We start from the raw sequence: 23637 nt of genomic DNA on the forward strand, positions 1-23637 counted from the left end.
TTCTACCACGTAGAGGATAGTCATGCATCTTTATTTCCTCATAAAAACCTTTACTCTCAAGTTTATCATCGTGGTATTCAATAGGAGTTATATTAAGCTCTTCTAGATAAATATGCACTACTGAATCGCCAGGCTGAAAGTCTGACATCTCAAAATAATCGAATAAACCATCTGGTAAAATAAAGCGAACTAAAGGATCCCAACCCATGGATAAAGCATTTATATATTTTACTGCAAATATATATGTTTCAATCTTTTTTTAATACTTTCCCCACAGGTTTTCGGTATGATCCAAAATCTATCCCACGATTTTCTCTGAGGGTCTTAAATGTCACATCTGCAAAATAATATTTATTGCGATTATTATAAGCATAAATTCTTAAAACTTCATCGTCTGCTATATTATTGGGAAACTCAAACCGTAAGAAATACCATATATTAAGATGGTCTGGGTTTTGCATTACCTTGATTTCCGGATGATTGGCTACGTAAAATGTTTTATCAGATACATTAAAATGATAATTATTAGTATTTCGCCAATAAGCATAGTTATTAGAAGTTTGAATTTTTATTTTAGGTTCTAACACAATTTCGCTATTAGTCGCTAACAAGTCACTAAAAAGAGTTTCGTAACTGTATTCGACTCTTTCAATCGGATCAATAGATACTTTGACCGTATGCTCTGCACTAATGTGTCGTTGGTCAGACTGAAACTCATATTTACCAGTATCAGGTAGCCAAAAAGAACGTGGCATATCTGAGGGCTCAACCCAAACTCGTGCATCTTTGGGTAGTTGTGTTTTAATCCCATTGAGCATATAGAAGATATTGCCTTTGACTACGACTGGTTTAATCAAACTATTACCACCTGTCAGCACTAAATCCTTTGTCTTGAAGTGCTCTGACTTCAATTTGATGACCTCACCTTTATTGCTCAATGTTCTTTTGAAATAAATAAACTGTGTACCGGTCTCTTTAGCAACATATCTGTAGTGGTAATGTCCATTATCTGGATCAGTAACGATTGACAGGTTGCTGTTATAACCGTCAGTACTAGGGTATAAATAGTGGGTATCAATAAAGAAATCCATCGGTAGAATAGAGTTTCCAGTCAAATCACTTTTAGAGATCATAAATCGAATAACAACCAGATCATCCGCCTGATCACCTCGGACAGTAATATCAGCCTGAAGTTCACGTTTAGGACCTAAGTCGACCTGAATAACACGGACTAAGTCACCAAAACGTACTCTTATTTCAGCAGAATAGAAAGAATTCTCAGGTCTTAACGGATTAGTGATAGCACTTATAATTCCTGAATGTTTCTTTTTGGAGCTATCTATATTATGGGTGTATCGAAAGCTAGAGGGTGTAAATACCTCCTCACCTGCTGTCTGTATTAAGTCTATCTCAGGCTCAACATCCGAACTCCTAGTAGATGAAGTATAGTTGTAAGACACACTAAACCGCTCATTGGCTTTGTGTAAAGTAAATGCTGTACCTCCAACCTCTAATGAATTGCTACCATTGCTTATCTTAGCATACTCTTCGAGTAGAATAGACAAGCTAGCATTCTCTACAGGTGCATTATTGATTGCATCTTGAAGACTTGCATAGCCAGCCTTGCTAACCGACATTATTTTGATTTTATAATGTGTATTACGCTTAATATCTAATCGGCGTAACGTAGTATTATCGTAGAACCCTATTTTATAGTAACCAAGCTTTCCTTTAAATTCAGCCTTAAGTATTAGGTACAATGTATGCTCTGAACTCGACCTATGACGCTCAAACAACTCTTTGGGTTGGTCTTCGGCCGTAAAATGGACATTAGATTCATCGACTTGCAATGTGTTATTCTCGTCCATAGGTGCTAGGGGATTATAAGCCAATGGATAAGCCTTAGTAATCACACCTTGCTCAAAAGTCTGCTTGCTGCCATCAAATGGAGCCAAGGTTCCTCTTACAGGTGTGTTATGCATTGTGAATCCATGGATTCTAAATTTGCTTTTTGTTGGGGCTTTGTTTTCAATAGTAACTTTCGCGGTATTACGAAGTAGTTCTACAGTACCAAGTTTAATCTTATTATCTTTTACCTTTAAATCGTTTCTAGCCCAAAACAATTCGTCTTCTGGAGCTATCTGATTAATCAGATCACCTTCATCCATACCCGTAAAATCTTGGCTACCATAGACCCTATCAAAGTTTTCCAAAGCAGCTGGTTGCCCCCAAACAAAATGAGCGACACCACCAATACAGTTTTCTGGAAGATAAAGCTTAGCCTTGCCTTTGTTTAGTTGTACAGCCTTATTCATTAACCATATGCCATTCTGATCAAATAATAGCATATAAATCTTATCCATAGCATTTGCTGCTCGGGTTTGAATCTGTTCAGCTTGGAGGTCTATTTCAAATGAAAGCTCCACATCTCCATTAGTGGTTTGAAACTCATCCTCTATTATTTTAGAGTCTGAATCACAACTCACATTAAGCAAAGCTATTAATATAATAAATATAGATAATCTCATATTCTTCATTTTAAATATCATGCACACAGCGTACATAAGCACTGTAATAAAATTTATAACTATAATAATACTTATAATTAGGGTCTGGATGCTGCCCCTCGGGGTCAACAAATGCCCGATAGACAGGACTATTTGATTGATTTGAGATAGGAATAAACTGATTGTTTATCGAATAACTATCATTTTTTAGATACTTGTCTGGAGTTCTATAATCACCAAATAACCCTACGGGACCATCATAGGCATCAGAACGCTGAAAGATATAATAGCGATAGCTCGCAGCACTCCAATACTTAGAGCCGTTAAAAAGTTCTTTTACTGGAGATTTCTCATTTGACTGAATAGCAATCATATACTCAATTTCAGCTTCAGTTGGGAGTCGCCAAGTGCCAACACCATAACCTGCCTCTGCATAGTTTGCACAACGCTCTCTGGCCGATAAAATTGGACCATTTGTAGTACTATACGAGCGATTATACATTGTTCTATCGTATATACTCCGCTGAGATGCAATTGCAAATTGAGGAGATATCAATTGATTATGTTCTCGGTCTTCGTAAGTATAAACCTTACCATTTTTAATGTAGCTCGGGTCTCCAATCTTGTAATTCTTCCCGTTTAACTCAGTACCACCAGCTAGAGTAGTAATTGCGTAGACATTGAAATTATTTTGACTCTGTGTTCCTACGCTGTTATTATAGTCGTGAGCATAATAGACATTCGGATCTTTATCTGATTCAAGTGAACACTTGCCTGTTATATATCGGATTGGATACTGTACAATATCCAGTTTCTCCTCTAACCCGTTTTCGTCTTCAAGAGTTATTTTGATGTATTTAGGTGAAAAGTTATCGGGTACCTCACAATATATATCAATCGTTTTTTGGCTTGACTGATTATTGACTCTAACTTGAGGATACCCAGCTTCCCAGTAATTTACATCTCTTTGGACAGTAATTAAGTCTTTCTTACCCTGCTCTTTTATTTCCCAACTCCAAAACCAAACCTCCTCAATTTCTTTGACACGAACATTAGATGAAGCTACAAACTTCACGCTGTAGCGATCAATATTCGACATCACTACATCATGTTCTTTGACCATAAAATAGTGAGTCTCGTCAATAGTTACCTCTAAGTCTTGATTACTCCAGTTAGTAATTTTGAACTTTCCATTAATTTGTATTGGGTTAGTTTCATCACTTGCTTCAACTCTATCTATAGTGGGTGTGATAATGTAGTGATGATTCGATAGCACAGAGTACTCTTGTTGAGTCTCATTTTCGTACTGTACAGGTATTATATAATAGAAGTTCTCTTCCTGCTTGGTATCGCTTCGCTTCATTCTAATTTTATACTCAAGGTACATACCTTTAGTCTGTGCATTCCACTCACCAGGGTAAGTATAAAAAAAGTTAGATTCGTTCTTATTTATAGTACTATACTCTTTTACATCTGCAGCATTGTTTAGATCAGATGATAGTATGCTCTGGGTATCTAAATAACTTTGGGTATAAAGATTTCTTAAACGAACTTCAACTGCTTTCCCATCTACTATTTTATAGTAAGCTTTACCTTGACTAGTAGCTACAGGTATACCGCCTTCAGGCAATACGGGATATTTGGCTTGGATTTTGGCTGCTAATCTTTTTAAAGGTATTTCACTCAAATCGTTGTTACTACCCAGAAACTTGATATTCGCTTTGGTCTTACCCATCATGATGAGCTTGTCTATGTTAGCATTCGAAGCGAAGTTTTGATTCTCTACAGTTCTTTTAAGTAAATCAAGACTGCTATCTACTCTTTCAACCCTATGGTTAGCCAAAATATGAACTTCAACTTGACCAGCTATAAGCTTCTTCCTAATATCAAATGAAGGAATAAGAAGATTCACCTTTTGACTAGCAGAATCATAAATGATGTTGGATCTTTGGGGTATCCAAATAGTTACACCATCTTCATCAAAGAAAAAGATTTGCAAGGATTCAATGTAGTTTTCAGCATCAGCTACTTTTGAACTGTTACGTGTAGGCAATTTAGAATTATTACCAGGCTTAGACTCGGTTTTAGTTGCAACTTTAAAGCTTATTGTACCCACATTATCGGGCATCTCATCAAGCTTTTCGTTGGTGGAACATCCACTAAGAGATAGTAATGCAATTCCTAAAAATAGAGCGCTAGCTCTTTCTATTAATCTCATATTCTAAATATTAATGTATGATTTTTAAAGTCAAACGGTCACTACCATAAAATGATTTACTATTGCCATTTCTGAATCTGACTGTTAAAGGAACTTCTTTACCGTTGACAGTAAAATAGAGTTCAGATGTCGGAGATTGGCCCATTGTGGGTAACATCCGAGTAGTTACAGATACGGATTTTGTACCAGTAATCTCCGATAAGTCAGCAATTCCTTGGCTGTCTTGGGCAAACTTAAAGTTTAGACCGTTAGATAGTGTTGCCTTCCAACGCGCTGATTTAGGACTTTTAAGCCAAAATCGTATTTCTGGAGTAGTTTCATATTTCCTGATTTCTAGAGTATTCCCATTAGTCAAATCATCGGTATTCAGCCAAATCTCTGGGCCTAAATAAGTAGGTTCGGTATAGTCATTATTATTAATTTCTTCAACCTCCCAAGGAAGGATTTCAACTCCTATCTCAAGGTTGTTCTTGTTCAAGCGAACTTGATATATATAATGTGTATTTTGTTTCAAGTTGTATTTTGCCTCTTCACCCGTAGGGCTTTTAATCTTGCCTTTTGCAAAATCTAAATAACGAAGTTTCCACTTCTTACTATAGTTTGAAGCTAAAGGAATTTCAAACTCTTGCCCATCTATCATCTTTAAAAACAAAGTGGGAATAATATCACTATTATTGTTCCAACTAGTTTTCGATGGAGTTAGTGTTCCTGGAATATATAAATGTTGGTCTAGTGAATTCTGTTGATCTACAAAATCAGAAAGTTTCACTTTTAATGTCTTTAACGAAGTACCTACAGCCAATTGGCCAAACGGTAATATGCGCTCAGGAATATTGCGTAGTTCAACAAGAGTTAAGTTGCTAGTCAATAACGCTCTCTTTTCTATAAGGCCATCCCCCAAGAGCTTAATATCAATTTTTGATACTGAGCGTACAAGCTTAACAACCTCTCCGTTTGTTAATTCGTGAACTAGTAGCGGATTAGCTTCTGTACCGCCTAGCTCTACACGAACATTCTTCATAATATCGGTCATTAATACTCCATACTGCTCAACATATGAAGCGTTACGTCCATGCGAATTAATACTCAAAGTTTTAAGGTCATTCGTATTTTGAATATTCCCCCAATCAACTGATATATGAGCAGTATTAGCCATATAATAGAAATCATAATTACCTGGTTTAATTTCAGGCAATTCGATGCTTTGCTCGATATCTGAGATATGTCTGCGATACTCTAGTTCTTGAGTTTCAGAATTAAAAATTAGAATGGTTAAATCATGAACCTTGTCTTCGCTTGAGACTGTTGACGCTTGTGCAAAAGAAAATTTGAGGTAGTTGAAATCTTCGGCATACTCATTTTTAATGCCCGATTCTAATGTTTCTTCTTGCTGACATCCACAGAGTCCGAATACAACGATTATGAATATGTATATTGGTTTCACTTTATGGGAGTTTAGTATATCTGTTCTTGATTTGCTTGGCATTATAGATCAACATCGTGACTATAAACGATCCAGTCATTGACAGAAATATTAATTACTGAATAGGTTTGAGCTGTAGCCTGCTGCTCAGAAAGAATAAACTTAAGCTGAAAGTCGTTAAGACAATTCAGCTTTATAGCTTCGTTCTTTAATAATAAATCGTGAAGTAAATCAGCTTTATATATGATGCTTCCATCCACTTTATTTCTGATTATTAATTCGTTTTGCTGCTCCTCTTTGAGCTCTAGCAAATAGAATTTACTTTTAGAGCTTGTTCTTCCTCCTTCTACTTCAGGGAAGTATGTAATTAAATCCTGCGCAACTGGTAACTGCCCATTTAGATACATTGCACCATTGCTGGACTTAATAATTACTTCAAAGTTGTTAATATCGATTGAACTATCTGATTTGTCGAGCTCTAGGACGACATTCATTCTATTAGTTCGTTCTTTTAGATTCACACTTAGGTGCTGAATATTTTGGACCTCAGTTGGTAATGATTTAGTTTGGCTTAGTATATTACCTCCACTATATAGTGGTTTTAGTTCTTCACCCTCCAAGATGTTGTTTTTACACTTTAGCGCAAAGAACAAATCATCCGATTGCTTTACTTGCGATTGAATATAATGTGCATCTACCCCACTCCATACAAAATACTGATGAACACCTAGTGGTAAATCAAACTCGTATGCATGTTCGTTATTTAAATTCAACTCTTTAAAATGTTCTTCGTAAATTATATTACTCTGATCATCAAAAGCTAGGAGGACAACATCATTGAGTTTATCAAAATAAGTGATATCAGTGCATTCGTCCTTTTCGTAGAATTGAATAGATTTCTTTTGAGCACACGAGTCTAAATCATCATTTATTAATCCACATGCATTTAAGCCGATAAATATAAGGGTGAGAATAGAAGTTTTATATGCTCTATTAATTATACTCATTGGAAGTTTTTTAAGAAATTGGTCTATAGGATGCCTAAAGCAATATCCTATAGACCAATAATTCTATTCTTAATAATTTAAATTGTTGCTACAATTATAAATTTACATCATTATCAATGATACCCCAGTCAACAACATTAATGTCAACAGATAGGAAAGAGTTTACTACTTCTAGTGGTTCTGTTGGATCTACAGGGTTAATTGGATCTGTCGGATCGATAGGATTTTTTGGGTCAAGAGGGTTAACAGGGTAACCCATTTTCTTAAATGATTTAATATTAGCTCTGTAAGCTGTATTGCGATGAGTTGGCGAGTTTACAGCTTTGCCTTCTATCTCATCTGGGTTTAACCATACTATATAATGCATAATATAGTCTTTGTACGTGGTTACATACTCACTATTTTCAGCTTTTGCAGCAGCAAGACTATTATAGAATTTATTAGTAATTGCACCATAATGAGCATCACCATCAGGATTTTCTTCTTCTACTATATCAGTAGGGTAAAATTTAACTTGAACATCAAAATAAGTTGTATTACCTTTTACATAGTTGCCATCTGCATGAGTTACAGGTAAAACAAAGGCAGCACCCTCTTCCTTCAATAATGTTGTATTAATATCTTTATCTGCAACAAGAACATCTAAAGTCTCAGTCATTGGCGAGTACTTACTAACTGCTTGCTCTTTCCAATCATCGAAACTTGTAGGTTTCCAGTCAAAAGAAGGAGTTGCATTATTAACATCCTGCATCAGCTTATAGCTTGAATTACCTTGACCTACGCTATAAAATAGCTCAGTGATTTTAACATCAACAGACTTTCCACCTTTAGTTTCAAGGCTCACTGTGCTTTTTAAACTTTCGTCAGCCAATGTTACTATACCACGAGAAACTACACGCAGAACACTAACTTTAATTTTGTTAGCACCCTTTAGTGCCTCTTCAGCAGTTATTGAGGGTGCAATCGAAATAGCTTGTGGTGCTGACTGATTAGTCATTGTAACAACATCCTTGTAATTATTTGCTCCGTTTAAAAGAAAACTAGTTTCACCTGCGTTAAATGCCTGATCTAATTCTAATGCGTTCTTAGCTTTTAACTCCTGAATAAGTGCCTCAGGTGAGTTAACCAATACATAAGCCTTTATCTCTTCACCAGAAGTTACTTCAATAGCATTCTTAGGTGATATAGTATTCCCCGTAATGGTAAAATCCGTATTTGGTATAGCGTTATGATCTACATTACCTGTCGATAAATTCACTAAAAATAAATCAATAACCTGTATTTCATCACGTCCAGCCCAACTGTCACCAGCACGTGTGTTTGCTGCACCCAGCCCAGGTACATTAATAGAGAAGTTTACGTGAGTGCTTTCAGCACTTACTTGTGGATTAGGGTTTGTAGCAGAACCTAAATCGTCATTGTTTGAACAAGAAAACATCAATGTAGACATTAATGTCAAGCCTAAGGCTTTTTGAATTGAATTCATAAATCTATTTGTTTAAATATTACTTCCTCTTCTTATAAAATAATTGTCAGCCGGTATGACGCAATATTATTTTGACTGTCAGGCCACTATTAAAGTTTATATGACTAATTATTTCTTTCGAGTTTTACATTTACGCTACAAAATTACGAATTACGAACGCCTAAAAGTTTATATATTGTACGCTAATGTTCTTAAAACGTTCAATAAACAGATTAAATGAAAAGTATATGTAACATCTACCTGCTTAAAACATACTATTAAACAGATCTATCTCTTATTTAACAAATAAGCGTTGGATTATTGATTTTATTTAATCATTGCTGTTGGAGACTAATTTAGAGGGGGAATTTCCTAGATAATATCTACAAAAACGATTGAATTGAGAAGCAGAACTAAAGTCAAAGTCCAGCATTACTTCCTTAATACTTGCGTTGGGTTCTTGCAGACGTTTCTGAATTTCTTCGGCTTTCTTTTGTATCAACCATTGTTTAACAGATACACCAAATACTTTCTTAAATTGCTCGAAGAACTGTGTCCTTCCCAATTCAGATAGGTCGACCAATTCATTCACATTCTTCACTTTTGCATAGTTATTATAAATGAAGTCTTTGAACTTAGACTCTTTATCGAAAATAGCTTGCATAAAGTTTGAGATCTCTAAAGGCGTATAGTAAGATTTGAGTAAGAAGAACAGCTCCTTCATCTTTAATTCATGGTATGCACTACACTTAATACCTAAGGTAAGTACATCGTCAATACTCTCAAAGAAATGAATTAATGATTTTTTAAGCGAGAGTGTACTAATCAGCAAGCGATCATCACTAATATAATCAGTATAGTCGAGTTGACTATCTTGATAACAGATGATTTGATTGCTGCTTACTTCAAACTTTGAATTGTCTTGAAGATAAACATTTAAACGCCCTTTTGTTATAAACACAAGTGTATGAAGTGGTATTCTATTGATTATTACCTGCTTATTAGCAGGATAGCTGTTTTTTTTGAAACCAATGCGGCTTGCTACATTACTAGTGTCTAATATTAGACAATTCGGAAACTCTTTGGAACCAACAGTTCTATGCATAAGTATCTAAAGCTTTGTATACTGGTAATCAATAACAAATATCATGCATAGAATGATAAGTCCATTTTACATAAAATAAAATAAATATATTTATACGCTAACCTCTACTCTTAGCCTTTATATCTCCTATTCAACCAACCAAAACGATACTGAGTAGCGGTTGTATGGTATAAAGGATGTTGTCATAAGCTCCACCAATAATCTTTAAATAATGTGCATCTAAAGTCGTTTGATCACCTTACCGAGTGAAGGGTTAGCAAACAAAAACGGACTATTTGTGTTTTAATAACATTAGCTAATAATTTGATAGCTAGGACTTACCCAAGAAAACTGTAACACAAATGCATTAATTAGAAATGTAATCGTTTTGAAATGTTAAACAACTTATACAGTTACTCTAAATTAGAATATAAAGATCAAAAAAGATGGATAACAAAATTAGTCTAACTCAGCTTAAGGAGTTGGTAACGGAAGCTCACGAGCAATTTAAAGGAAATACAGATGGTGCAAATGCTGACTATATTCCCTATCTAGCCAATATTAATAAAGATTTATTTGCCATCAGCATTTGTTTGATGGATGGTGAGGTTATAAATATTGGAGACACCAACTATGCATTTGGAATTGAGTCGGTGTCAAAAGTCCATACTGCTATACTAGCTTTGCGACAATACGGTGCCGATAAATTGCTAGAGCTGATTGGTGCCGATGCTACTGGGCTACCTTTCAACTCAATTATGGCTATTCTGCTAGAAAGCGATCATCCCTCTACCCCACTTGTCAACTCTGGAGCAATTTCTGCTTGTAGTATGATTATGCCAATAGGCGACTCGGATGCAAAATGGAAGGCTATTGTGGATAATATTGCTGAGCTATGCGGTAGTGAAACACCACTGATTGGTGAGCTCTACAAATCGGAGTCTGCTACCAACTTTAATAACAAGTCTATTGCTTGGTTACTCAAAAACTATAATCGCATCTACGATGATCCCGATTTAGCACTTGATCTTTACACAAGACAATGCTCACTAGGTGTAACGTCAGAGCAGTTGGCTATTACTGCCGCAACAATTGCCAACGATGGATATAATCCTGTGAGTAAAAAGCAAGTATTCAAAGCTAGTCTATCTCCTAAAATCACATCCCTAATCTCTACAGTGGGTTTTTACGAACACTCAGGCGATTGGTTGTACTCATCGGGGATACCCGCCAAATCAGGTGTTGGTGGTGGAGTTTTAGGCGTTCTTCCTGGACAGTTTGGTATTGCTGCTTTTGCTCCCCCTCTTGATGGAGCTGGAAATTCGGTAAAAGCACAATTGGCAATTAAATATATCATGAATAAGCTAAACTTAAACGTATTCGGTGGAAATCGAATAATCATTGAAGATTGATTTCTTTCACATTTAACATATAAACTTTATGGCAAATTTAAAATAAACAGCAAAGTTAGGGGTATATACCTTAGCGATTATGAACGTTACCGCTGTTGTATCGTTGCGAGGTCTCCCGGCTGAAGCTGTATACGGAATGAGTTCTGCATTCTATTATCTTTTTGCAGCACTTGTGTTTTTAATCCCGACATCTTTTATTGCTGCTGAGCTAGCATCAATGTTTCAGGATAAGCAAGGTGGTGTTTTCCGATGGGTTGGTGAAGCTTATGGTAAGAAGTATGACTTCTTGGCAATTTGGCTACAATGGATGGAAAGCACTATTTGGTTTCCAACGGTACTAACATTTGGTGCTGTAGCCTTAGCTTTTAGTGGTACTGGTGCGGCTCACGACGAAGCAATGGCCAGTAATAAGCTATACACACTTGCTGTGGTATTGATTATCTATTGGGCTGCTACTTTCATTTCTTTAAAAGGAATGGGCTGGGTAGGTAAGGTTGCTAAAATCGGAGGTTTGGTTGGAACAATTATTCCAGCAGGCTTATTAGTAGTTTTAGCGATTGTCTATCTTTCGACAGGTGGTCACTCTTACTTAGACTTTCAAGAAAGTGTAATACCCGATTTCAAAGGTTTAGAGAGTATCGTATTGGCATCGAGTATATTCTTATTCTATGCTGGTATGGAGATGGGCGGTATTCACGTTTCTGAAATGAAGAATCCAGCACGCAACTATCCTAAAGCGATTTTTATTGGTGCCGCAATTACTGTTATTATCTTCGTATTGGGTACATTCTCTATCGGAGTTATTATTCCAAAAGATGATATTAACCTGACTCAAAGCTTACTGATTGCCTTTGACAACTATTTAACTTATATCAAAGCTTCATGGTTCTCTCCTATCATAGCGATTGCACTAGCATTTGGTGTGTTGGCAGGAGTTTTAACCTGGGTGTCAGGACCTTCTAAAGGGGTATTTGCTGTAGGTAAGGCTGGTTATTTGCCACCGTTCTTCCAAAAATCAAATAAGAATGGTGTTCAAAAGAACATTCTATTCGTACAAGGTGGTATTGTTTCTGTTCTGGGCTTACTATTTGTAGTTATGCCTTCTGTTCAGAGCTTTTATCAGATTCTATCTCAGCTAACCGTATTGCTATATCTTATTATGTATATGCTTATGTTTACGGCTGCAATAGTCTTAAGATATAGAATGAAAGATACAAAACGCCCATTTAAGATTGGTAAAAAGGGTAACTTAATGATCTGGATTGTAGGTGGTGTTGGTTTCCTTAGTTCACTACTGGCTTTCACTTTAAGTTTCGTGAAACCTGCTCAGATGGAAAACATCTCTCTAACAACTTGGTTAACAGTATTAATCATAGGTGCCGCATTGGTAGTCATAGCGCCTTTTGTTATCTATGCTTGTCGTAAAGAGTCTTGGAAAGATCCTAAGGCAACTATCGAACCCTTCCATTGGGAAGAGCAAGATGTGGCTAAACCAGCTGTTACTGAAGAGCCTACTCCTGCTGAAAAACAATAATATCTAGCTCGATTAAACTTAATTGAGTTTGGTTTTTTAACTAAATAATGCTTTGCAACGAATGAGTTGCAAAGCATTATTTATTATATGTCTATAGAGTTTTACTCTTTATTGATATGTCCTGAAACTAGTTCTTCGGTCTTCTCAAAAAGCTCATCAAACGGCATGTCTTTTACTGCGATTGGCTGATGTATCGTAAAGACGATTCGAGTGCCTAAGCACATAGGGAATGTTCCCCAACGTGTCATCTTCCAAGCATTATTAATCGTTATGGGCACGACATAAGCCGAAGGTGCATTCTTACATAAAATTTTAAGCCCACTGCGAGCAAACTCCTTAGGCTGCCCACCAACACCTCGAGTACCTTCAGGAAAAATGATAGCACCACGATTTGTTTCCTCAATATACTTCCCCAACTTGCCTATCTCACGTAGAGCTTGACGCGGGTCTTTGCGGTCGATCAATGCTGAGCCTCCATGTCTTAAATTATAAGATATTCCAGGAACTCCTTTACCCAACTCAATTTTACTAACAAACTTCACGTGATATTTTCTCAGATACCAAGCTAAGGCCGGAATATCATAGAAACTTTGATGATTAGCAGCAATAATAACTGGAACCCCACTTGGTATAAGGTCTCGATTCTCAAAGCGGTAGGTTGTCCCTAAGATATACGTGTTTAGATTCAAGAAACAACACATCCAATCAACACTGATTTTATGGGCTTTATAACCAAAGCAATTCCAAAGAACCCACTGTATAAAATGAAATATAACCAATGTAAGACCAAAACAGATATAATATATTACCGATAAAGGGTATGATAGTAGTTTTCGCATAAGTGTAAGCATGTAAATATAGTTGCAAATATAACAGTATAGCCTTGATTTATATCACGTATAGAAAGAATTATTTATCAACAAATATTTACTCATCTCTTATACATCGAATATATACACAGACTTACAACTCGTAAGCATAATATAGTTTTAATGCTAGCTTCTCTACCGAATAAGAAAACGACTAACTGGTTTTAGCCAAACCACTAAGTCGTTTAGGCCTTACTACCTACTCGCTCTAACTAAGCCAGCAGCTCCTTTAATCTTTCAATCTTGGCGAGGTAGAACTTCGCCTTATCGGTTCTTCCAAACAATAAAGACTTCCAATAAAATAAATATTCAAACCTTATTTGCGCTTTAATCAACCTCCTGCGATTCAGACCAAAGTAATCTATTGTCTTTAAATAAGATTTTAAACCAAGCTCTGCCTGATTGAGAACTAAAGCCCGCCCGTGTATGGGGTGAATATACGATTGCGTATTGTCGTAAAAGGCTTTAAAGTATTTTGTTTTTAATAAGTGATAGTGCAGGTACCTCTCCTCTCCATAAAGAAACACTTCTTCATTGAAGTAACCTACAGATTTAAAGCAAGCCTTTCGCAAAGCAAAGCAAGAGCCGTGAAAACAGAATAGCCTTGAGTTATATAAATCGAGTTTATGATATATCTTTTGACTAAAAAATGATATTAAACAGGGTTTTAACATAACAAACGATGCTCCCCTTTGACTACTAGTTTCAAATTGCTTGAACCCTTGCAACCCAAAGTTAGAATGCTTATCAAAATTGGCTACAATACGCTGAAAGGAAAAGTCTCTAAGTCGAACATCAGGATTCATAATCAACACATAAGGGGCTGTAGATACATTAATTCCTCTATTATTTCCTGAACCATAGCCAGTATTGACTGAGTTCTGAATATATACGACACGAGAATAACTCTCCTTTATATGATTTTGAAGTTTCGTTTGCTCATCACTGTTATTATCGACTACAATAACTTCGAGGTCATCACCAAGATCGTTACACTTATATATAGATTGTAGACAAGCATCAATATCTTTTTCAGAATTATAAGTCAGTATGACAACAGATAGTTTGGGAGTGTGCATAACAGAGTATTAAAGTTTATTTATTGTTTGTCTGAAGTGCAGTTAATGCCTTATCAAATGTCTTTATTTGTGCGTTAGGATTGTATTTCAAATCAATAACTGCATAACACGAGTAGCGAACCTCATTACGAAAATCAGTGTTATTCGATTTTTTGAGCCATTCCTTAATCGTTTTCGCTAAGTTTTCCACATCGTCTTTAACAAAAAAAGCCCCTGTAACACCTTCGGCAATCGCTTCGAATTCGGGCATTTGTTTATCAAACTGATTGTGAGTTATCACAGGGCAACCATAAGTTAGTGCATGGATTGCAGTCAACCCTACATTGCCAGGTGAGACACAAACATCAGCATCAAATAGCCGTTGGCTCAAAACAGCTTCGTCGTAAGAAGCACCCATAAACCATACATTTGTAGCTATACCTAGCTTGCCTACAAGAGACTCTAACTGCTCTTTATCTTGTCCATCACCTATAATAACCAAATTGACAGGGTTACCTTGACTATACAATAGGGCTACGGCTTCAACTAACAGATCTATCTGCTTAACCTTCTGAATACGGCCGACATATACAAGGGTTGGATTTGAGTTATTAAAGTAGTCAGGATAAGTTGAACTAACTTCCAAGGTCTTCCGAATTTCAACTTGTTTATTATAATCTAACGAATTATACACCACACTTATTTTGGCATCAGGTATACCAAGAGCTAAGAGTTGGGTACGAGCATAATCGCCATATAAGAACAGATGGTCGGCCATACGATACATAAGCTTGCCAACTTTGGCGCTAAATCCCTTTTCGCTGCCATAAGGCCCATGAGTCCACAAGCAAATCTTAAGATTAGGACGAATACATTTAAAGAATAAAGCCATCCAGGCACTCAGGTTCTTTATTTCGCCCGTTAGCACAATCACGGGATACTTGCCCGAAAGAAGTAACCGTATAAAGCCTCGATTGTAATAGAATCTTTTAAAATAACGGGGAGGTAATATCTTTTTAAATCTTGAAATAGAATTGTGTTCTAAGGGCTTTATAGGAGTCAGCACCCGATCTCCAAAATAAAGATCCATTTGTAACTGCTCAGCCATTGCCCGAAATATGGGTGAGCGATAATGCGGGGCAAAGTTAAATACCCCAGCTACAGCTCTCTTATTGATTATTTCGTCTTGCTTTTTACTCATCATTCGCGTGTGTTGAGCAAAGATATATACTTTCCTGTCTTATCCCCAAGATGCATCTAAAAGAATGAAGATGAAATTAGTCAGAAACATCAAATAAAACGAATCAGGCTACTGCAATAAATATTCTTGGTTTTCAGAAATAGTATCGAAAAAAATTGCAACTTTGCACCCGTTTATTTCTTATCAAAGCCAAGCATCATTAATGCCTGATTGAGATTGTAAGTATGATTACTTTATTAGTTGATTAATTTGATTAATTATTTGCATCATGAGTGTTAAAACTAAAGGTGTTATCTGCGGTGTAATTGCTGCTGTCAGCTATGGAACAAATCCATTAGGAGCTTTATCTCTTTACGAAGAGGGCTATCATGTAAATACTGTTTTATTTTATCGTTATGGTCTGGCAGCCTTAATATTGCTTTTCATGCTACTTGCTCGAAAAGAGTCACTCCGAATCAGCAAAGGTGAATTAAAGGTAGTAGCACTACTAGGTCTACTTTTCGCTTCATCATCACTTACGCTTTTCACGAGTTTTCACTATATGGATGCAGGGATAGCTTCTACACTACTCTTCGTTTACCCGATAATGGTCGCCTTACTAATGGCTATTTTCTTCAAAGAAAAGATCAGCATTATAACTTGGCTTTCAATCTCATTAGCACTAACAGGTATAACACTGCTCTATGATGGTGGAGGTAATAGTAATTTAAGCTCCATTGGGGTTGTATTGGTGTTAATTTCGTCATTGACCTATGCAATCTATATTATAGTAGTAAACAAAGCCGAACTAAACTTCAGTGCTCTCAAACTAACCTTTTATGTACTTATATTCTGCATATTGACCACTGTTGGCTACTCAATAGCTGGTGGCGGTATGCCCATCCAACTACTAACTTCGGCGAGTGCATGGGGATATAGTTTTATGCTAGCGATTGTACCGACCGTTATCTCACTCATCGCAATGACCCTTGCGGTTCATGCTATTGGCTCAACTCCTACTGCGATCATGGGTGCGCTAGAACCTCTTACCGCTGTAATTATTGGAGTGACAATGTTCGGTAAAAGTCTATCAATAAATTTGATAGTGGGGATACTACTCATATTAGGTGCTGTAATTCTAATTATAGTAGGTAAATCTATCAATTTACACCTACTATGGCTCTCTATACATAAGAGAACTATAAAAGGGAATCTAAAGAAGGGTAAACGGTAATTATTTTCGTTTTATAGATATTATCATTACACCGATGATATACTTATTTCATTAGCAAAAATAGATGCCAACTACTTACGCTTTACCAAACTGCGAAAGCTTAATAAGTGTCAAAATAACTCGTCAGATAAAAATTTGAAAGCTACTCTTAATATTCCTATTCTGAAAATTAATACTACACAGGGATTAGAACAGTTTATAGAGAAATCTAATTGATACTACAGTAATACATTTTGCTATCTACAAGGTATATTAACGTTATTTAAACACACCCAAATTTGTCTTAAAAGTAAAAGTATAGAATTAGTCTAGACAAAAATAAGATGTTTTAATTCATATCTAGCAACCTTGAAGACAGCCAAAATAGTGCAGTCCGTCTACCAACTTAGCTTACATCAAGTTACAACTCTCAGTACCAATACTATATGCTTGTTTTATCTGTAAATAATTATAGATATACAAAACGACTTAATTAAGTGTGGAAACTTCCGTTAACTGCTGCGTGAATCGCTTATAGAGCCGCTTTAATAATAATTAATCCGCCATAAGCCATCTTAATCATACCTGGTTACGTGACACTCTTTGTAACATAACTTTACCCTATTTTAGTTGCAAATGAAATCATGGTGCAACAGATACGGCCAAACATATATAATAATGCCATTCATTTACACTAAAATACACTCTGGGCGATAGTATCTATAATTTAATAAGATATGTTTGTACAGCTTTATGTGAATATATTCTAACACAGATCACACAAGCAAAAGTTAATACTAAGAAGCTTTTGGCTCAACATTTTGCACTAACACAATTTTAGCCAAGAGATTTAAGGCAAATTATTAACGCCCAACAAGGCTATACACCGAGTTAGGTTTAAGATAACTATTAATTTAATTGAAGAAAATTATGAAGTTTAAAGGTTTATTATTCGCAACTGTAGCAATGGCAGGTTTGGCAGCTTGTTCATCTGACAACGAATCTGTTGACGGTATAGTTGGCACAGACAAAGACTTAACTATTAAAGTAGGCATACCAAACTCTGGCCAAACAAGAGGAATCGTTGAGGATGGTATTACGAGCGGAAGAGCTATGGTTGACACAGACAATGTTTGGGCTTACCTAATAAGAGGTAGTCAGAAAGTAGCTAAACAAAAAGTTTATTTCGATAGTACTATAGAAGGTACCGCAAGATTTATAAACTTAACTATTGGAGAAAATGACAAAGTTGTAGTTTCAGGAAATGCAGATGTAACGACTCCAGTAGGTTATGAAATTGCCAAAGTTCAACCAACAGCTACATTAGGTGGAGTAAAATCAGTATTGTACTATGATAGCAAAGGTGTTAATATTTACAAATATAGAAGAGGCTAGTAAAACTTATAAAGTTGAGATGACATTAGAACCTCAAGCTGCGCGTACAGAGGTTTCAGGTGCTATCAAAGTAAACCCCAAGCTTGTTGTTAGCACAACGGTCGACAAAATCACACCAAACAACTATCGCGAAACATTTGCTTCAGGAGAAACTTTCAAAGCTACAATAGGTAATTTTGGCCAAAATGCTACTATTTATGATGTGGTTAAGATAAATAATATAGACGAAAAAACTAGCAAAAATCAGCTAGTTGATGCTGCTAAACCACAATCATACATTTTCAAAGGTAAAAATGATAAGTATTATGTTGAATCAGATCCAATGCCTTACGAACCGATAAGTGAACTTTTTGAGCTGGAGGAATCAAACACAGGGACTATAATTATTGGTGATAAAAAATATGTCATTTCAACAAATCAGTTGACAGATTTAACTCAGATAAAGACATATACCACAGCCGAAACAGCAGCAGGTGCAAATGGTATTGAATCTCCAAGGGGTTATTTTCAATTGGTGAAGTTCGCAGCACTTCGTGAGAATGGCTTATTAGACCCTAAAGGTACACTAGACTACGAACCTGGTAAAATCTATAAAATCAGCTTTGCTAAAATCGACTGGAATAAAGATGGAAAAGTAAATGACCAGGATCACTTTTCTCCAGGCGATGGTGGTCAAGATGGTGAAGACGGTGGAAACGGTGGAACTGATCCAACTCCTACAGATAATAAATATGATGTCGCAGTAGGTGCTAAAATCCTAGATTGGACAATTGAAGAGGTAGGTAGTGCACTTGAGTAATTCAAATATACTCAATGACTAGAGCAACCTAAGAACAAGAAACGCTGACCTACACTTGAGTGTGGGTTAGCGTTTTAAAACACATTCAACTATTTCAGTAAGCTAGAGCAATTGATATATATCGTTACCAAACATATTCTCTTTTACTGCCAGCCTAAAACCGATACTTTGGTATCATCTAATTTATTTTCTATGATTTCAACTAAAATTTTCAGAGCTAGTTTCTCTAGGTGGAACTTAAGGCTCATTGATTATGGTTTTATATCTATAATATTTTTACTAATAACACTAAGTAGCTGTACTGATGAGTTAGGTAAAACATCCAGCTCCTATAAATCAGAAAATAAAGATTTAAAAATTAGTGCTTCAAACTATTCTGGTTCGCTAGGATCAGAAAACGGGGTCAATTTCGAGACTAAAATAAAATCAATGTCCGTGCTGGTATTCCTACCTATAGATGAAACTAAAGAAGTGAACCTACCTGCTGATTTGAAATTTCATTCACTTGCAAAAGTTGACCAAAACTTCAGCTACGATGAAAGTAAAGGTTTGACCACATTTAACCTGAGCTTCAAAGTACCTTTGAACACCCCAAAAGCAACTCTACTATTTATCGCAAATAACGGTGATATAGCTCAGGGCAGCCTAGAAGGTAGAAATCTAGAAGCCGTAACACAAGACATTAAATTCAAAACGCTCAACCCCGACAACACTTATAGATGGAATATGAGCGAGGTGAATACTATAACAGAAGAGAGCCTTCCGATGCATAGTCAGCTTGATTTAGACTTTAAATCACTAACCACAGCTAACAAAAAAGAAATAAAACTGGTACGTTCTGTTGCTCGAGTTGACTTTGGGTTCAACTATTCAATAGATGCAGAAGGAAATGATAAAGTTATACCTGGTGGCAACATATTTAATGAAAAAACCTATAAAATAGGTAGTATATATGTCTACGGAATACCTAAAGAGGGTAATGTTGCCGCAAAAAGGACTCTTATTGACCCCACTTCAGCAGAGGAGAAGCTAGATGAATACCAAACCAATCTAGTCGATCCTTTTGAAACGATTGATATTAATAACCCTTATATATTTCAACTCGAAGAAAGCAGTTCAACCCCTATCAAACAGTCTGTTTATATACCAACAACCAAAGTTGGAGATAAATGGATCGAAGGAGGTGGTACAAATTTCGTTATAGGTATCAAGAATGCCGATTTTACTTCTCCCAGTAAGGTTAGATATTTTTTAGTAAAACCAACTGCTGGCAGCAACAGTTACGGAAAAGAATTCACCCGTAACCAACGCTACATTATCAGTATTAATGACATTAATGGCAATGGGTATCGCACACCAGAGGAAGCCCTCAAGGGTGAAGCCAATATAAATACAACAATATCTGTCGCTCCATGGAATGAGATAACTAAAAATGTTAACGGCGAGGGTGAATTTCCAGGATTTAAATGGCTTGAAAGCAATCTATTTGAATTTTATAAGAATGGTCAGAGTATTACAAGAAAGATAAAGATTAATGGAGGTGGTGATATTTCAGCATTAACTACAACTCAAATACATCCATATAACATTTTAGCTTTACGAACAGATCCTGTAAATAATATATTTGATGTTAAAATTACAAGCGCATACTACATCCCTGAAAGTACTGGATCAGTCAAGGCTGTGTCTTTCGGAAAGCATATGGTACTAGTCAATACAAAGCAATACGCAAATGAGTTTGGAGCTGAAGAAAACTATATAATAAAGAGTAATGATGCAATATTATACAAAGGGGTACCAGCTTATTCCAATGCATCTGGTAGCACCATAAAAAGCAACGACATAATAGAGGTAGAAATAGACTTATCTCAAGACAAAGATAATCCTGATTCATATAGATTAGAATTAGTACCCATTACCAATAATGCAGAATTCAAATTTAATCCTATCAGCATTCCAAGTAAGGACGAACTGACATCAGGCAAATTCCAATTTAGATTTAACAACCAAATTCCTTATATGGCTGGAACTTTTAAATACGCTATAAATTTAAGAAGTGTAACAGTCGATGATAAGGAAGAAACACAAGAAGCCCTAGTTGCTTCAAAAGAGATAAAAATAGTGGTTAAAGATCGTTTTGCAGATATTACAGCCAAGCCTATTGGGGAATACAAGGTTAATCAACCACTAGAAACCTCACATAATCTAAAACTTGGAATTAAGATTAATTCTAAGCGTGAAGATGTAAATTATGCTATCCTGGTCAATCAAGTTAACGGTACAAACGATTCTGGTATGGGTGTGATGATTCAGCCATCTGAGTTAGAAAATCTAAGACCTAATACAACCACTACATTCAACTATAATATAGAAGGCACACCTTTAAAGGCAGGCGATAATAAGTTTATTGTGAAACTTATGGAAAGAAGAGATGAGAAAGAATATTTACTTGGTGAAACAGAATTTACTATTCCTGTAACTAAATAAAACAATTATGATTTACAATAAAATAAAAGCTTTAACATTGATCTGTGTATCATTGGTTCTAAGCTTAGTGAGCTGCTCGACTAATGATGTTTTATCCTTAGATTTAGATAATGGTTCGCCAACGAATAAAGTGAGATTGCATTTTTCTCTAAATACCGAAACTCAAAAAAGTCATCAGTTAAATACAAGGACTTCAAGTATTGATCAGGATAATCCTGAAATCAATGATCTGATTGTTTTTGTTTTCAAGAAAGACAAATCACTTATAAGAGTATTGCACGCTATCAAAGATGGTGATCCTGATGAGGATACTTACTATGTTGATATAGATAGAGATAATTTTGAGGTATCTGAAGTTATCCTTGCCTTAGTAGCCAATTCACGTGTGAAATTTGATGTAATACAAGAGAATATAGCAGCATATGACACTTATGATCAACTCAAAACTAGTAGCGATTTTCTGTTTGATCCAAAGGTTGAATATGAGACAATTCCTCTTACCGCAACACTTAAAACTGTGCTGACTAAAAATACTGATTTAAATGTTAGTCTATTTCGTCCTGAAGCTAGGTTTAAGATCACGGCACCTACAAAAAGCACTCAATTTGATTTAGCTGTAAGTAAAGTTCATCTATATGGGAAATCCAAACAAGTTAATACTTTCTATGATTATAGAGTAGTCAATATGACGATGATGTCTAATCCTTACATTAGTAACGAAGCAAATTTTCAAGAATTAGAAGTAAGTACAATGTCAATAGATAATAATATAGGTTCTCATATTGGTAGTGTATCTTCTATAAATATGACTATACCTGAGCAAAATGGTAAATTAATGGTAATTATTGAAGGTAAAAAAGACGAGTCAAATGAACCTGTATTTTACAAGACAGAGATAGGTGAAATCTTGCGAAACAATAGCTATACCATTAACTTCACCCAAATTAGTGGAAGAGGTTATAATTCCATAAAAGAAGCTCTTGAAGCCGACTCAAATGGTACTAGTCTTACGACTATTTGGAATAATAAAATCAACGAAGGGATCAATTTTAAAAACAATTATTTCGGTGTAAGTAAAACAAATGTTTTAGAAGGGCATGAAATTATTGATGGTAAATTTAGTCAACTTGATTTCGTATATATTCAAACCAACTTGATTTGGGAGAATCTAACTTTTAAACTAAATAATGAAACGGAAATCACAAATAAATTTCTTATAAATCCTCAATACGAGGATAGATTTACGCTACCAACAACATCAACTCTTTATATAGTTGGTATAATTGATCTAGCAGCAACTCAAAATCCAGAAGAAGAATTTAAATCGATAAACCTCTATGTTTACAACAAACGTAGTGGAAAGTTGGTTAAGCAATATAAATTTCAAGATATGGCTCAGTTGCAACAAGAATCATTCAAGCTTGACGGATTAGTTCCTGGGGATTACTCATTTATTGCTTGGGGAAATATAACAGATAATACTAGCATTAAGAACCCTGGACATATTAGTACAGCACAAATTGGTTCTACAAACTTTTTTGAAGGAAGTCAAGTCGCAACGAATGATGCTCTTTATTATTCCAAAGGAGAATTCAATCTTCACGAGTACAAAAGTACCTCACTCAAGATGAAGTTTGAATCGGCTAATATACGTTTCGAGATTTCCGTGTCAGGCATTACAATACTACCGATTATAAAGGTGAAGAATTTGGCGACACTGTCTCAGGAAGTGTGTAAGTAAATTAAGCTTGGGTTGGGTTATTGTTATAGCCTGACCCTTTCTTTGTAAATAATTAGGAACTGATTTAAAATTATGCCCCAGTCCCTGATAGGCATTGACCACTTCTTTGTGGCCTCTCTAACGGCTAAATATACTGATTTCATCACAGAATCATCGGTTGGGAACGATAATTTGTTCTTGGTGTACTTTCTAATCTTGCCATTAAGATTTTCGATTAAGTTAGTTGTATAGATGACTTTTCTGAT

The 23637-nt window shown here is 35.7% G+C and carries 17 protein-coding genes and 1 pseudogene; 7 read left to right on the plus strand and 11 right to left on the minus strand.

Annotated elements, in window-relative coordinates; genetic code table 11:
- From B091_RS0110175 to B091_RS0110205, 7 genes are all read right to left on the minus strand, one after another.
- Positions 1-208, minus strand: a 208-nt coding sequence (locus B091_RS0110175; RefSeq protein ID WP_018109892.1) for an ISAon1 family transposase N-terminal region protein, incomplete at its 3' end; no start/stop codon positions are given.
- A gap of 40 nt (positions 209-248) precedes the next feature.
- Positions 249-2528 (minus strand): FimB/Mfa2 family fimbrial subunit, encoded by a 2280-nt coding sequence (locus B091_RS0110180; protein WP_162137978.1) that lies wholly within the window; start codon positions 2526-2528, stop codon positions 249-251.
- Positions 2529-2538: 10 nt separating this feature from the next.
- Complete coding sequence (fimD, locus tag B091_RS0110185; protein WP_018109894.1) at positions 2539-4725, minus strand: fimbrial tip adhesin FimD; 2187 nt, start codon at positions 4723-4725, stop codon at positions 2539-2541.
- Between the two features lie 10 nt (positions 4726-4735).
- Positions 4736-6169 carry a FimB/Mfa2 family fimbrial subunit gene (locus B091_RS0110190; protein ID WP_025069637.1) on the minus strand — a complete coding sequence of 478 codons (1434 nt, stop codon included), beginning with the start codon at positions 6167-6169 and terminating at the stop codon, positions 4736-4738.
- 41 nt (positions 6170-6210) lie between these two features.
- On the minus strand, positions 6211-7155 hold the full coding sequence (locus B091_RS0110195) for a FimB/Mfa2 family fimbrial subunit (RefSeq protein WP_018109896.1): 945 nt from the start codon (positions 7153-7155) through the stop codon (positions 6211-6213).
- 94 nt (positions 7156-7249) lie between these two features.
- On the minus strand, positions 7250-8641 hold the full coding sequence (locus B091_RS0110200) for an Mfa1 family fimbria major subunit (RefSeq protein WP_018109897.1): 1392 nt from the start codon (positions 8639-8641) through the stop codon (positions 7250-7252).
- Positions 8642-8951: 310 nt separating this feature from the next.
- On the minus strand, positions 8952-9725 hold the full coding sequence (locus B091_RS0110205; RefSeq protein WP_018109898.1) for a helix-turn-helix domain-containing protein: 774 nt from the start codon (positions 9723-9725) through the stop codon (positions 8952-8954).
- Between the two features lie 425 nt (positions 9726-10150).
- Here B091_RS0110205 and glsA point away from each other — a divergent pair, with 425 nt between their 5' ends.
- Complete coding sequence (glsA, locus tag B091_RS0110210; protein WP_018109899.1) at positions 10151-11116, plus strand: glutaminase A; 966 nt, start codon at positions 10151-10153, stop codon at positions 11114-11116.
- A gap of 28 nt (positions 11117-11144) precedes the next feature.
- Positions 11145-12650: pseudogene (gene gadC / locus B091_RS12115) on the plus strand (glutamine/gamma-aminobutyrate antiporter GadC).
- Between the two features lie 101 nt (positions 12651-12751).
- Here gadC and B091_RS0110220 read toward each other — a convergent pair.
- The 3 genes from B091_RS0110220 to B091_RS12125 all read right to left on the minus strand — a co-directional run bounded on the left by B091_RS0110220 (position 12752) and on the right by B091_RS12125 (position 15781).
- Complete coding sequence (locus B091_RS0110220) at positions 12752-13489, minus strand: lysophospholipid acyltransferase family protein (RefSeq protein ID WP_025069635.1); 738 nt, start codon at positions 13487-13489, stop codon at positions 12752-12754.
- Positions 13490-13731: 242 nt separating this feature from the next.
- Positions 13732-14598: a glycosyltransferase family 2 protein gene (locus B091_RS12120; protein WP_018109902.1), complete on the minus strand. Its 867-nt coding sequence runs from the start codon at positions 14596-14598 to the stop codon at positions 13732-13734.
- Between the two features lie 16 nt (positions 14599-14614).
- On the minus strand, positions 14615-15781 hold the full coding sequence (locus B091_RS12125; RefSeq protein WP_018109903.1) for a glycosyltransferase: 1167 nt from the start codon (positions 15779-15781) through the stop codon (positions 14615-14617).
- 265 nt (positions 15782-16046) lie between these two features.
- On the opposite strand from B091_RS12125, the gene B091_RS0110235 reads away from it, so the two are divergent.
- The 5 genes from B091_RS0110235 to B091_RS0110255 all read left to right on the plus strand — a co-directional run bounded on the left by B091_RS0110235 (position 16047) and on the right by B091_RS0110255 (position 23392).
- A complete protein-coding gene (locus B091_RS0110235; protein WP_018109904.1) occupies positions 16047-16991 on the plus strand; it encodes a DMT family transporter in 945 nt (314 codons plus the stop codon).
- 909 nt (positions 16992-17900) lie between these two features.
- Positions 17901-18365 carry a hypothetical protein gene (locus tag B091_RS0110240; RefSeq protein WP_018109905.1) on the plus strand — a complete coding sequence of 155 codons (465 nt, stop codon included), beginning with the start codon at positions 17901-17903 and terminating at the stop codon, positions 18363-18365.
- Positions 18322-19164: a hypothetical protein gene (locus B091_RS0110245; protein WP_018109906.1), complete on the plus strand. Its 843-nt coding sequence runs from the start codon at positions 18322-18324 to the stop codon at positions 19162-19164. The genes B091_RS0110240 and B091_RS0110245 overlap by 44 nt, the downstream gene beginning before the upstream one ends.
- Before the next feature lie 192 nt (positions 19165-19356).
- Entirely contained in the window at positions 19357-21651 is a 2295-nt protein-coding gene (locus B091_RS0110250; RefSeq protein WP_018109907.1) for a hypothetical protein, read from the plus strand.
- 7 nt (positions 21652-21658) lie between these two features.
- Positions 21659-23392 carry a FimB/Mfa2 family fimbrial subunit gene (locus tag B091_RS0110255; RefSeq protein ID WP_018109908.1) on the plus strand — a complete coding sequence of 578 codons (1734 nt, stop codon included), beginning with the start codon at positions 21659-21661 and terminating at the stop codon, positions 23390-23392.
- Between the two features lie 23 nt (positions 23393-23415).
- Here B091_RS0110255 and B091_RS12520 read toward each other — a convergent pair.
- A partial coding sequence (locus B091_RS12520) for a transposase (RefSeq protein ID WP_026166367.1) occupies positions 23416-23637 on the minus strand: 222 nt, incomplete at its 5' end.

This window comes from Bacteroides propionicifaciens DSM 19291 = JCM 14649 (assembly GCF_000375405.1).
Lineage (GTDB): Bacteria > Bacteroidota > Bacteroidia > Bacteroidales > Bacteroidaceae > Bacteroides_E > Bacteroides_E propionicifaciens.